Annotated in this window: 14 protein-coding genes; 4 read left to right on the top strand and 10 right to left on the bottom strand. The window is 32.9% G+C overall.

All coding sequences use genetic code 11. From position 1 onward, the window contains the following. The 7 genes from RWM24_RS02565 to RWM24_RS02535 form a co-directional block, all read right to left on the bottom strand. Entirely contained in the window at positions 1–285 is a 285-nt protein-coding gene (locus RWM24_RS02565) for a PTS sugar transporter subunit IIB (RefSeq protein WP_314111227.1), read from the bottom strand. Between the two features lie 12 nt (positions 286–297). After that, positions 298–1,623: a PTS galactitol transporter subunit IIC gene (locus RWM24_RS02560; protein WP_006703145.1), complete on the bottom strand. Its 1,326-nt coding sequence runs from the start codon at positions 1,621–1,623 to the stop codon at positions 298–300. 101 nt (positions 1,624–1,724) lie between these two features. After that, on the bottom strand, positions 1,725–2,189 hold the full coding sequence (locus RWM24_RS02555; RefSeq protein ID WP_314111225.1) for a PTS sugar transporter subunit IIA: 465 nt from the start codon (positions 2,187–2,189) through the stop codon (positions 1,725–1,727). Then, positions 2,179–4,131: a PRD domain-containing protein gene (locus RWM24_RS02550; RefSeq protein WP_314111223.1), complete on the bottom strand. Its 1,953-nt coding sequence runs from the start codon at positions 4,129–4,131 to the stop codon at positions 2,179–2,181. Before RWM24_RS02550 ends, RWM24_RS02555 begins: the two co-directional genes overlap by 11 nt. Before the next feature lie 303 nt (positions 4,132–4,434). Further along, positions 4,435–4,956, bottom strand: a complete 522-nt coding sequence (msrA, locus tag RWM24_RS02545; protein ID WP_314111222.1) for a peptide-methionine (S)-S-oxide reductase MsrA — start codon at positions 4,954–4,956, stop codon at positions 4,435–4,437. Positions 4,957–4,958: 2 nt separating this feature from the next. Then, a complete protein-coding gene (sdaAA, locus tag RWM24_RS02540; protein ID WP_314111220.1) occupies positions 4,959–5,861 on the bottom strand; it encodes an L-serine ammonia-lyase, iron-sulfur-dependent, subunit alpha in 903 nt (300 codons plus the stop codon). Positions 5,862–5,881: 20 nt separating this feature from the next. Beyond that, positions 5,882–6,553, bottom strand: coding sequence for a serine dehydratase beta chain (locus RWM24_RS02535; RefSeq protein WP_314111218.1), 672 nt, complete (start codon positions 6,551–6,553; stop codon positions 5,882–5,884). 249 nt (positions 6,554–6,802) lie between these two features. Here RWM24_RS02535 and RWM24_RS02530 point away from each other — a divergent pair, with 249 nt between their 5' ends. The 4 genes from RWM24_RS02530 (at position 6,803) to lacD (ending at position 11,004) form a co-directional block, all read left to right on the top strand. Further along, positions 6,803–7,537 carry a GntR family transcriptional regulator gene (locus tag RWM24_RS02530; RefSeq protein WP_314111216.1) on the top strand — a complete coding sequence of 245 codons (735 nt, stop codon included), beginning with the start codon at positions 6,803–6,805 and terminating at the stop codon, positions 7,535–7,537. A 22-nt stretch (positions 7,538–7,559) separates the two neighbouring features. Further along, a complete protein-coding gene (locus tag RWM24_RS02525) occupies positions 7,560–8,726 on the top strand; it encodes an SIS domain-containing protein (protein ID WP_314111214.1) in 1,167 nt (388 codons plus the stop codon). Positions 8,727–8,771: 45 nt separating this feature from the next. Next, complete coding sequence (gene nagA, locus RWM24_RS02520; protein WP_314111212.1) at positions 8,772–9,932, top strand: N-acetylglucosamine-6-phosphate deacetylase; 1,161 nt, start codon at positions 8,772–8,774, stop codon at positions 9,930–9,932. A 67-nt stretch (positions 9,933–9,999) separates the two neighbouring features. Continuing rightward, on the top strand, positions 10,000–11,004 hold the full coding sequence (lacD, locus tag RWM24_RS02515) for a tagatose-bisphosphate aldolase (protein WP_314111210.1): 1,005 nt from the start codon (positions 10,000–10,002) through the stop codon (positions 11,002–11,004). Positions 11,005–11,046: 42 nt separating this feature from the next. On the opposite strand, the gene RWM24_RS02510 is transcribed toward lacD, so the two are convergent. The 3 genes from RWM24_RS02510 to RWM24_RS02500 all read right to left on the bottom strand — a co-directional run. Beyond that, entirely contained in the window at positions 11,047–11,325 is a 279-nt protein-coding gene (locus tag RWM24_RS02510; RefSeq protein ID WP_314111209.1) for a hypothetical protein, read from the bottom strand. A gap of 126 nt (positions 11,326–11,451) precedes the next feature. Further along, the gene (locus tag RWM24_RS02505) at positions 11,452–12,942 is read right to left on the bottom strand and encodes an ATP-binding protein (RefSeq protein ID WP_314111207.1); all 1,491 of its coding nucleotides are present in this window, start codon (positions 12,940–12,942) and stop codon (positions 11,452–11,454) included. 299 nt (positions 12,943–13,241) lie between these two features. Then, on the bottom strand, positions 13,242–13,645 hold a 404-nt coding region (locus RWM24_RS02500), incomplete at its 5' end, for a glycine radical domain-containing protein (RefSeq protein WP_314111205.1).

Below are 13,645 nucleotides of genomic sequence, written 5' to 3'. Positions count from 1 at the left end.
CTAAGCCTCCAACGCTGCTTTCAATTCAGTCCATAAAGCATCAATTCCCATACCTGTCAATAAAGGTAACCCCATAATCACTTTATCTTTAATTGAATCAGGTACAACTGTTGTAGAAATTACAATATCATATTCATCAATACGATTAACTTCTTCTGAAACTTTGGATTGAAAAACTTGAACTTTATCTGAATAATTATTATCAGCTAACCATTGTTTTACTTTTCCAGCAACAACTGTTGATGTTGCAATTCCAGAACCACACATAATTAATAATTTTTTCATAATCTTATTCTCCTATTTCTCTGCACGAACTTTATTTACATAATATAATCCTGCTAATGAAGCTACTAGAACTACTGACAGAATTACCCAAGGTGCAGTTTTTCCTGCAAACACAAACAACCATGTTGGCCATAATCCACCTTCTGCTAAAGCGGTAATACTTGTATTTCCACCTAAATCAAAGTTTGCTGCTTGTGCTGCTTTTGTTACTAATGGAGCTACCCATGAAGTAATGTAGAAAATACTTGCAATATAAATTGTTCCCCCAACAACTGTACGAACAATATTTCCTCTAAATACAGCTGCCATTAAACATACTACAAATGGAATTGTAGCTAAGTCACCAAATGGTAATGTTTGGTTTCCTGGTAAAATTACTGCTAATAAAATTGTAATTGGAACTAAAATTAATGAACTTGATAATACTGCTGGATGTCCAACTGATAAAGCAGAGTCCATACCAATATTTACTTCACGGCCAGGGAAGCGTTTTTGAACAAATTCATTTGCAGCCTCAGAAATTGGAGTAAGACCTTCCATTAAAAGTGATACCATACGAGGCATAATGACCATAACAGCTGACATCTTAACACCTAATTGTAAAACACCTTTTGGATCGTAACCTGCTAATAATCCCATAACAATACCAATTACAAGACCTAATACTGTACTTTCACCAAAAATACCAAATTTCTTTTGGATACTTTCTGGATTTGCTTCAATTTTATTAAATCCAGGAATTCTATCAAACACCCAATTTAATGGAATAGCTACTAAAAATCCAGGTGCTGATGTTCCATGTGGGAATGTAATATTAGGGAATCCATAGAATTTTTTAATAGCTGGAGCAATAATATCTGCTAATAAATAAATCATTACTAAATATACAATTGTTGCATATAATCCTAATGTAAAATCTTGAGTAAGTGCATATACTAAAGATGCTACAAAAGCTGCATGCCAGAAATTCCACATATCTACCATTAATGTTTTTGTTAATCCTAAGAATAGTAATAAAACATTAATTCCAATACCAATGGGAATAGCTAAACTACCTAACAATGTTCCATAAGAAATTGCTGCTGCTGCAGGCCAACCAACATCAATTGTTGTTAAATGTAATCCAAATCTTTCAACCATTGCTTGAGCTGCAGGTCCTAAGCTACCTCCTAATAAATCAACTACCATATTCAATCCAACAAAACCAACCCCAACAATTACACCTGATACAAATGCTTTTTTAGGTTTAGTTCCTAAAATCATACCAAAAATAAATATTAAAATTGGTAATACTACTATTGCGCCTAAATCGATAAATTTTTGAAATAATGCCAACATAATTTTTTCCTCCTAAAAATTTAAATATTCAGTTTAAACAGTCTGATTCTGTTTGTTTAGTAAATTTTCCTCCTTTCTTTTTTACTAAACTTATTCCTTTATTATTTTATATTTTTGATTGCTAACAAATCTTTTACTTTTTTGGATGTTGTATATTCATCCATATTCATTAATCTCTCCATGATTTCTTTATCCTGAAGAATTTCTATTAATTGTTGTAAAATCGTTAATTGACTATGAGCCTCTTTCAAAGCAAGCATAAAAATTACTTTTACAGAAACTTCCACATCGTTTGTACCCATTTGATAAAATGAAACTGGATTTTCTAACGTCATTACTGCTATTTGTTCCTTATTAACATGTTCTACATCTGTATGCGGAATAGCAATTCCATATTTTTCAAACTGTAGTCCTGTTGGAAATACTTTTTCTCTATTTAAAATAGCTTCCTTATACGATTCTTTTACAATTCCCTTTTCAATCAGTTTATCTGACAAATAAGTCAATGCTTCTTCTTTGGAACTAATATTTTTAACATTAATTTCAAAAATTTCTTTATCTAGCATTTTGACTCACCTCCTCAAGTATTTTACTTTTAATTTTTTCTCCATCTGACATCAACATTAATTCCGACATCAAGTTTTGATTTTCTATTACAGAATATAAGGCTATTAGACTATCTTTAAACACTGAAATATCCTGTTCTGCAATTGCTATTAATAACACTAGACTGACTAAATTTTTTCCCCATTCAATAGGTTTATCTAAACTCATTAAAATCAGTTCAGATTGCTTAACAACTTTAGGATCACAGTGTGGTAAAGCTATCCCTGTATAAACACTTGTACTTCCTAACAACTCTCTTTGAATGATAGACTCTCTAAATTCTTTAGTTTGATTTCCAACATTGCATTCGAGTATTAGTCTCTCTATACATTCCTGTTTATTTTTTACATTTACCTTAATTAAATTCGGTTCTTTTAATAATGTATTCAAAGATGCTACATTAAATTCTCTTCCATCTAAAGATGTTTTCATCATCCTATAATTATCTGTACTTTGTTCAGCATAAAACTGTTGAATCATTCTTAACTCTTCTTTTGTAATAATAGGACTAACTTCTATAACAGGTATATTTAGTTCTGGTAGTCCAATAGTAGAAATTACTAAATCAATATTTTTTAAGTCATAGAAATCTAAATCTCTTAAACTAATAGTTGTTAATTTTTCATTACTAGAAAAAATTCTACGTAGCTTATTCATGATTAATTCAGAAGTTGCAATTCCATTTTGACAAATCACGACAATATTCAATGGTTTCATTATTTTTTCAATGGCAACCTGAAAATGAATAACAATAAAAGCTAACTCTTCATTCGGTATACTTAGTTCGTAATACTGAGATAACGTTCTTATAGATAACCAAATAACATTAAATAGACTAGAATATTGTTTTTTTATTTCTTCCAATGCAGGGTTCGAAATATAATTTTGATTGCGTAATCTGATAATCATTTTTGAAATATGAGTACTAAGCATCATCTGTAAATGCTCGTCTGTTGTAAGATTTAAGCTTAATAAATTAGAAACCTTTTTTATCAATGCTTTTACTTGTTCGTTAACATTTTTCATATATTCAACAGACTGGATATTGAAACCAAAAGCTAATAAATTATATGCCATTGCTTCAATTTCATATGGAGAAATTTTTTCAAGAGGAAAATCTAAAATAGTCTCTAGCAATTCTCCAGCGAAGAAATATACTTCTAAATGGTTTACATCATTAACTAAGTTACTTAATCTATTAGTTAAATTTTCATTAGCCTCATTTCGCTTTTTAAAAATTAAACAATCCAGTAATAATGAATATAAGTATTCATCTGTAAAATGAAATTGATACTTTTCCGATAGTTTAATAATTGATTTTTGGCAATTATTTATATCTTCTTTCGAAAAAAATAATTCCAAATTTTTTAAGCGCTCCCTACCATTTAATACAGATTTCACAATGAATATTTCAAGAGCTTTACGTATATTTCTTTCATTTCCTTTTAGAATTATCTCATCTCTTTTTATTTTTAACTTCACGTCAAAAGAAACAAATATACTATTTAATTTATCAATTAGTCTATGAATCGTAGAGTCAGTTACAAACATTTCATCTGAAAATTCATATAGGTCTACTTTTTCATGAGCAACAAATATTTTCCTTATTAACTCTTTTTCACGATATTCAGGAGAAAATGATTCTTTCATTTCTCCATTCAGTTTTATTATTTTCGTATGAATCTTTTTATTTTCCAATTGTGATAATAATTTAATTCCTTTTCTTGGAATTTTTATTACTTCTGTTTCTATTAAATTCTCCTTTAAAAAGCCATTAATTTTATCAATATCCTGATAAACGGTTTTAGTCGATACCTTATACCTATCAGCTAATTGATTTGCTGATAAATACTCTATATTTTTCATTAGATACTCTAATAATAGAACTTGCCTTTTATTCATCCTTCACCCCTAACTCAATCTTTCATTGAATTTATTGGTACCGTTTACTTACTATTAGTATAAAGTAAGTAATTACCATTTTTTAGTCAATATACTTCCATATTAATGTGGAAGTATTTCTATTTTTATCCCCTTAACCCTACTTGTCAACAACATTTGTTCCCATAAAAATAATACATTTTCTTTATTAATTAAGATTATTTCTATATTTCTGCAAAAAAACAACCCGCCTACTTCCTAAAAAGTAAAACGGGTTGTCCACATTTTTATGATTCAATTCTTTAAATAACTTCAGCTGAAATCCTATCTCCAACTCTCTTCAATAAACGTATCACGTCCAGACATACCACGGTAACGGTAGTAATGGTCTGGATTTTTCTTATAAAAATCTTGGTGATACTCTTCAGCTGGATAAAATGTACTCACTGGTTCGATTTTTGTAACAATATCTTTTTTAAAACGTCCACTGTCTTGTAAAGCTTTTTTCGAAGCTTCTGCAATTGCTTTTTGTTCTGGAGAGTGATAAAAAATCACTGGTCGATAAGAATCGCCTCTATCTACAAATTGTCCCATTGCATCAGTTGGGTCTGTTTGTTGCCAATAGACTTCCACTAATTGTTCATAAGAGAAGATTTCTGGATCAAAGGTAATTTGTACCGCTTCTGTATGTCCTGTTGTTCCTGAACAAACTTCTTTATAAGTAGGATTTTCCTTATGTCCCCCTGTATAACCTGCAATGACAGATTCAATTCCTGGTTGTGTATCAAATGGTTTAATCATACACCAGAAGCATCCTCCTGCAAATGTTGCGACTTCTTTTGCCATCGTTATTCCTCCTCTTTTTCTAACGAAACATCTTGTCCAAAAATTTTCATTTTTATCGCTAGTCCTGTTCGAGTCCCCGCTGTTCCACCTAGTCCTGTTTCTCTTAATTCACTTGGCATTCTTCTTGCGATAGAACGCATTGCCTCAATCGTTTCATCTGCTGGAATGACATTTGTAATTCCTGCTAACGCCATATCAGCCGCAATCAATGCATTTCCTGCTCCAATCGCATTTCTCTTCACACATGGGACTTCTACTAAGCCGGCAACAGGGTCACACACTAAGCCTAGCAAATTCCCTAATGCAATCGAAAAAGCTTCTGAACATTGTTGCGGCGTCCCTCCAGCAGCTTCAACAGCTGCAGCTGCAGACATCGCACTAGCACTTCCCACTTCTGCTTGGCAACCACCCATAGCACCCGAAATCATCGCATTATTAGCTACAACCATTCCGAATGCTGAAGCAGTGAATAAGAATCTCACTTGCTGTTCTTGAGTTAAGTCCATGCTATCTGCAATGGAAAATATAACGCCTGGTAATGTCCCACTTGCTCCCGCAGTTGGTGTCGCACACACAATTCCCATTGCTGCATTCACTTCATTTGTTCCTAGAGCGTACTGCACTCCTGCTAAAATATTATCTCCGGATAAAGTTTTTCCCTTTTCGCGATATTTTTTCATTTTTACAGCATCGCCACCGGTTAGTCCTGTTGGAGAGAATACACCTTGACCCTGTACACTTCTTTCTACCGCATTTTTCATCGTTTGAAGATTTTTTTCCATCTTCGCCCAAATAAATTCTCGACTTTGTTGGGTCATTTCCATTTCTTGTTCAATCATCACTTCAGAAATAGATTTATTTTGGCTAGTTGCTAATGCGACTAATTCCTGTATGCTAACAAACATCACGAAATTCCTTTCTTATTTTATGTAAAGACATAGATTGTTTTTTCTTGTTGAATCAATTGTAATTTTTCTTGAAGGCTTGGGGAAATTAATCCATTCAACTCATATTTAATAAAACGAGATGAACCTTCCTTTAATTCATTTTGTTTTCCAATCGAAACACCAAATTCTTCTAATAGAGGTTCCACTATTGAATCTTCTTCAATTGGAAGAATTTCTAAAATAATTGGTAGTGGTCCTGAAAGATTAGAGATGAATCCATCTACTTCCACATATTTGATTTCTACAGTTCCTCCACCAATAGAAGTCCCAATTAAACGGATTCGTCTTGTGGCAGACATCAACGTTAAATCAGCTGTATTCGCATGAGCTACTGGGCTTGGATCATCTCTTTCAATAAATTCAATAGAAACGCCTTGTTCCGTAGCTATTTCTACTGCTTGTGGAACACGTTCGTCATCCGTTTCAAATCCTAGAACCCCACTAATAATCGCAAAGTCTGTACCATGCCCTTTATGAGTCTGAGCAAATGATTCGTAATAAATACATTGAACACTCGTAGGAGTTCCTCCAAACAATTGTCTAGCACATTTTCCAATCGCAAGCGCTCCTGCCGTATGAGAACTTGATGGTCCAATCATAATAGGACCGATAATATCGAAACAACTTTTATAATTGAACACTTTATCCACAATGATACCCCTCTCTTTTGTACCCTTTATTGTACTTTTTTTCTAGGAAGCTCGTCAAGTTTTGCATCATCTTCTCCTATTCAAAATAATACGAACCACTCATCACTTTTTTCTATATAACTCTCTTTCAAGCTATTTCTTAAATAGTTTTTTGGATAGAATTCTTGACTTATGAGTTTTTTAAACTTAAAATAATAATAACTGGTAATGACCAGTAGACGTTAATGTTTTAGAAAGGAGGGAAATCCAATGGTAGAAACAGAACAAGTGCCACTTTATTCTAAATTAAGTTTAGATCTTATCGAATATATTACGACACATGGACAAGTACACCAAAAAATGTTGTCCGAGCGAGAAATTTGTAAAGAATATGGCGTCAGTCGTACTACTGTCCGTACAGCCTTAAAAGAATTAGAAACTTTAGGCTATATTTACAAACGCCATGGAAAAGGCACTTTTATTTCTAGCCAATGGAAAGAACGTCAAAATTTACTAGAAGGCTATAGTTTTACGGAACAAATGAAAGAATTAGGCAGAACTCCTTCAACCATTATTACTGCATTTCATTACTATAAAGCCGATAGCTATATTGCTCAGCAATTAGGAATTGAAACTGGCGAATATATTTATCGACTCAAACGAATTCGTTTTGCAGATGGCGTACCAATGATGAAGGAAACTACCTTCTTACCCGCTAGACTATTCCCTAATCTCACACAAGAACAATTACAAAATCGTTCCTTGTATGAAGTTTTCTCAGATGATTTTCAACAAAAAATCATTTATGCAGATGAGGAATTTTCAGCGAGTATTCTTACAAAAGATGAGGCCCCTATCTTGGAAACACCGATGCATGCTGCTTGTCTACGCTTAAAAAGAATTAGTGTAAATAGCGAAAATCATGTCATCGAATTTACAATCAGTGTTGCAAGAAGTGACCAATTCTTCTATAAAGTTCGTTACCATAGAAATTCACATAAATAAATCAAAAATGGGAGGTTTTGAAATGTTTCAATTTTCAAAAGAACAACTAGAAGCACTAACAGCAGAAATCACAACTCGTGAGATTCGCCAACAACCAGAATTATGGCAGGAAGCATTTGATTATTATTCAGAAAACTTAAACCGTATTCAAGCATTCTTAGAGTCATTACCACATGATCACTATCGTGTTATTTTTACCGGTGCAGGTACATCTCAATATGTAGGAGATACAATTTTACCTTATTTAAAACGTCATGGACGTGAAGATCGTTTTGAATTCCAATCTGTAGGAACTACTAACTTAGTAAGTAATCCTCTAGATTATTTCAAAGCAGAAATCCCTACTATTTTAGTATCATTTGCACGTAGCGGAAATTCTCCAGAAAGTTTAGCCAGCGTTCAATTAGGACAACAAATTGTAAAAGACTTCTATCAAATTACAATTACTTGTGCTCCAGAAGGAAAATTAGCTCTAGCAGCACCTGGCGATGACCGTAACTTATTATTAATGATGCCCGCTCGCTCAAATGATGCTGGTTTTGCAATGACTGGTAGCTTCACTTGTATGACATTAACAGCTTTATTAATTTTCGATGAAGGACATTCACTTGAAGAAAAAGCTGCATTTGTAACAGCTATTCGTCAAATGGGAGAAAGTGTGTTAGAACGTGAACATGTCTTACAACAATTTGTAGACTTAGACTATAATCGTGTCATTTATCTTGGTTCTGGTCCATTAGCAGGTCTAGCACGTGAAGTACAATTAAAAATTCTAGAATTAACAGCTGGTAAAATTGCTACAATCTATGATTCTTCTATGGGATTCCGTCACGGTCCTAAATCATTCGTAGATGCTCGTTCTCTAGCATTTGTCTTTGTTTCAAATGATACTTATACACGTCAATATGACTTAGATATTTTAGAAGAAATGAATGGGGACAGTATTGCTCCATTAGTTTGTGCAGTAGGAGTATCTGTTGAAGGTCAATATGAAGGAACAAGCTTTAATTTTGCAGAAGAATTCTCTTCAGTTCCAGATGCTTATTTAGCACTACCATATGCTATCTTCGGACAAACAATCGGACTATTATCTTCTGTTAAAGTTGGGAATAAGCCTGACACACCATCTCCAAGTGGAACAGTAAACCGTGTTGTAAAAGGGGTAACAATTCACCTATTAAATGTTTAATTCGTTCATAAATATATTATAAAAAAGATTTAAAGGAGGGATATTATGACTACTTATATTTATGCAAAACAATTTTATTTTGAAACTGAAGTGAAAGGGCCTGGATATTTACCAATTTTAGAATCAGGGGTGTTTGGGGAGTTTCAAGAAGAAAGACCAACAGATGGTTCTATTATAGACTATTCTGCCTATAGCATTGCCCCAGGTCTTGTGGATACACATATTCATGGATATAAAGGTGCAGATGTCATGGATAATGATGTAGAAGGCTTAAAAACTATTTCTGCTGGTTTACCTAGTTGCGGAGTTACTTCTTACTTACCAACTACTCTAACAGCTTCTAGAGAGTTACTAAATGATGTTTGTCAAACAATCGGGGATAATGCTTCATCTATTCCTGGTGCTAAAATCAGAGGGATTTTCTTAGAAGGACCTTTCTTCAGTGAAATTCATAAAGGGGCTCAAAACCCTAAATATATGGGAGATCCAAAAACAGAAATTTTAGACGAATGGCAACAAAAAGCAAGCGGTTGGGTGAAAAAAATTGCCATCGCTCCTGAGCGTGATGGTGCAGTAGACTTTATCAAACACGCTGTAAAAGAAGATATTTACGTAGCTTTAGCTCATACAGATGCAACATACGAAGATTGTAAAAATGCAGTTGAAGCAGGTGCAAATATTTTTGTTCATACTTATAACGGTATGCGTGGACTTCATCACCGTGAACCAGGTGTTGTAGGTGCAGCACTAACACTTCCAAATGCATACAATGTATTCGATGAATTAATTTGTGATGGTCATCATGTTCATCCAGTTGCTGCGGATATTGTGATGAATTGTTGTGGACGTCATCGTACAGCTCTTATTACAGACTGTATGCGTGCTGGTGGATTAGGAGAATGCGAATCTACTTTAGGAGAATTTGACGTTATTGTAAAAGACGGAACAGCTCGTCTTAAACATAATGGCAGCCTAGCTGGTAGTATCTTAGAACTAATCCAAGGTGTTCAAAATGTTGTAAAATGGGGAATCGCAACTCCTCACGAAGCTCTATTAATGGCAAGCTTAGTTCCTGCAAAATCCGTTGGAATTGACGATGTTTGCGGACATCTAAATCCAGGATATGCAGCTGACTTTATCGTATTAGATGACGACTTACAATTACAAGCCACTTATTTAGACGGTAAAGCTTATTTTGAAAAATAAAAAAAAGTTAGACAGAGAATATAAGGCGTGAGAAACCCTTGCAATAAAATGATTAGGAGTGTTAAATATGTCAAAACTAACAATTACAAAAGGAAAATACGAACATCTACGTCGTTTATCAAATGAAAATCATGTCATTGGCGCATTAGCCATCGACCAACGTGGTTCTCTTAAAAAAATGATTGCTGCTGGAAATCCAGATCAAACAGGTGATGAAGGGATTATTCATTTTAAAGAATTAATTTCTGAAGAATTAACAAAATATTCAAGCTCAATCTTATTGGACCCAGAATATGGATTACCTGCTGCAGAAAAAAGAAATGCAGACTGTGGATTATTAATTTCATATGAAAAAACAGGATACGACGCTACTGAAATTGGACGCTTACCTGACTTATTACCAATCTGGTCAGCTAAACGTATTAAAGAAATCGGAGCAGATGCTGTAAAAGTATTACTATACTACGATATTGATGAAGATCCAGCTATCAATGATATCAAACACGCATGGGTAGAACGTGTTGGTAGTGAATGTACTGCAGAAGATATTCCTTTCTTCTTAGAAATCGTTTCTTATGATGCAAGTGATGAAGATGTAAAATCTGCTCACTATGCAAGCTTAAAACCTCATAAAGTAAATGATGCAATGAAAGTATTCTCTGACCCTCGTTATCAAGTAGACGTATTAAAAGTGGAAGTTCCTGTAAATATGAACTTCGTAGAAGGCTTTACAGCTGAAGGCGTTGAACCAGTTTATACTCGTCAAGAAGCTTTAGCATACTTCAAAGAACAATCAGAAATTACACACTTACCATTTATCTTCTTAAGTGCTGGTGTATCTGCATCATTATTCCAAGAAACATTACGTTTCGCTCAAGAAGCAGGTTCTAAATTCAATGGAGTATTATGTGGACGTGCTACTTGGAAAGATTCAGTAGCAGTTTATGCAACTGAAGGAGACGAAAAAGGTCGTGAATGGTTAGCATCAACTGGTCGTCAAAATATTGAAGACTTAAATGTTGTGTTAGACGAAACAGCTACTTCATGGTTAGATCGTGTAGAAGTAAAATAAGTTAATAAATAAAAAAAGGTTGGAGTTATCCTCCAGCCTTTTTTAATTGGTTTTCAATTTTTTCTTTTGATAAGTAATTCTGATATCTCGAATCCATTCATATAATTCTAACACTATACATGCTACTGATCCAATACCGATTAAAATCATACAAAGTACAAAATTTGTCCATAAATAGATTGAGAATAAAAGGATGGCATGAGACAAAATGAATTTAACACTATCTGGTGCTTTTCTCTTAATATACCATTCACAAAATCCTTCATGATATGAACGACTTACTTCATAATCTTCACGTAGCTCTCTATACCATTCTCTCATTCCATCCACCTACTTTTGATATTTGTTGTATTCTACACAATTTGTATAACCTTGTCAATAGGATAATCTAGTATAAAAATATCTCCTATAGAATATTACTCTATTAATAAATATTTTTCTTTAACACTATAATTTAAAATTTTCTTCTATTTCTCTCATTATTTGTTTCATTAAATAATAATGTTCTTGTGAACTTTTTTTCAGAACATATTTAGTTCCTGGACCATTACCTTGTCTTCTAATATAGTTCCCTTCTATTAATCTTTCTAAAGCTTTTCTGTACGAATACTCTTGCCCTGCTAATTTTAAATCATTTTCAATTTCTTTTCTCCTTATTGACCCATTTTCAAATATATAAGTTAAAATACTTCTATCTGGTTCTGGTAGTTTATTAATATTATGTTTAAAATCTACCTTCCAAATAACGATAGTGGTTGAATCCATAGGATTATATATATCTGGTAACATTAATTTATGCTTCGCAGCAACATCAAAAATTTTTTGTCCGCCACTCCCTGCTTTCTCAGAAAAACCTATTTTCCTTAATAATGTTGCAATAGTTGGATTTCGTGTAATCGAATTATTTCCTCTGATAAATTCATCAATAGATACTCGCATATTCCCAGGATTTTTAAACTCATAGTAATCTGGAAATGCTGTAATTTTTACTGAAGTTTCACCATCATAATATGCATGCATCAATGAATTAACTAATGCTTCACGTAAAGATTCCTCTAAGTCTTTTTTAAAAGGAATTCTAGTTTGTGTATTTTCATCTAAAGAAAAAGAATCTTTAACTGTTGCTGCTAATTTATCTCTTACAATTAATAAGAAATCAAACAAATTAAGTTCTGAATAACTTAAATCTCCTGTTGAAACTCTATCAACCCATCTCGAGTTTAAAGTACTATCTTTTTCAAAATAATCTAATTGAAACTGAGGAAATCTATCAGTAATTGAATTATATTTTCCAAAAAATAATAATCCTCCAGTTGTCAATTTAAATGTTCCATCTCCATTACGATCTTTCTTAAATGCACCAACTGATTTTAATAATTCCACTACAGAAAGGTCTTTATACTTTTTATCTTGTACTAAAAGTAATTGGCGGTAACGTTCCACTGTTTCTAAATTAATATCGTCTATATCAAAATTAGGTAATATTTGGCTATCTAAGTCTTCTTGGGAACTAGCCAATAAATATTTTAATTGTTGTTGTGTCGCAACTTTATCTCCTTCACCTAATCTTATATACGTCTTTCTAATATCTTGTCCAATATATACTGGCTTAGCAGAATATGGTGCTTCTCTAACATTGACAATTATTAGACTGTTATCACTACCTTTAATAGGGTTAATCAAGACATCTTCATCTGTTAAAAGATTAAAACTAACTCGTTGAGGGTTACTAACTTCATTTAGAAGCTGATTATACATTTTCTGTGGGTTCTTAACTCCTATCACAGGATTATTATCATTTCGTTCATCAAATCCTAGTATTATTACTCCTCCATTTGTATTCGCAAATGCAGAATACGTTTCCCAAAAAGACTTTGGTAATCCTTCTTGAGCCGATTTATATTCAACAGATACACCCTCTGGAATATTTATATTCATATCTAAGCCTCCTTATTCTCAAGATGTTTTCAAGATATTCTCAAGATATTCTCAAGATAAATTATTATTAAAAATCCTTTTATATCAACATTTCTAATGTGTTTAATAATAATAATCTCAAGATATTCTCAAGATAAATCATTCTAGTATTTAACAATTAATTTACATTTATACAATATCAAAATTATTGTTCAATTTCAAAAATTACAATTTTCTTCTACTTTCTTTTAACCAATACTTTTCCTCTATATTACACAAAAAACCACCTAGCCATTGGCCAGGTGGTGTAATTTCTATTTTTATGCTAATGCATCGTCCATAGATAAGATTTCGTGGAATACACGTTGAGTTAACTCAGCTTTTTGTTCTGGAGTTAAGTATTTAGTGTTTACACAGTATCCAGAGATACGTACGATTACGTCTTCACCAGATAAGATTTTATCTTTAACGTCGTTTAAGTCCATTACGTTTAAGTTAACGTGTTGACCGCCGCTTTCGAAGTATCCATCTAAGATTGCAACTAAGTTGTCTACTTGTTCATCACGAGATTTACCTAAAGCACGTGGTGAAACTTGAGTTGTTAATGAGATACCGTCAGCTGCATAACTGAAGTCTAAGCTTGATAATGATTTCAAGTTATCTAACCAACCACCTTTAGCTTTGTTAGATGGGTTAGCACCTGGTGAGAAGAATTCAAGTTTAG

This window comes from uncultured Granulicatella sp. (assembly GCF_963516875.1).
In the GTDB taxonomy this organism is placed as follows: domain Bacteria; phylum Bacillota; class Bacilli; order Lactobacillales; family Aerococcaceae; genus Granulicatella.
This window is presented reverse-complemented; position numbering and strand designations above follow the sequence as displayed.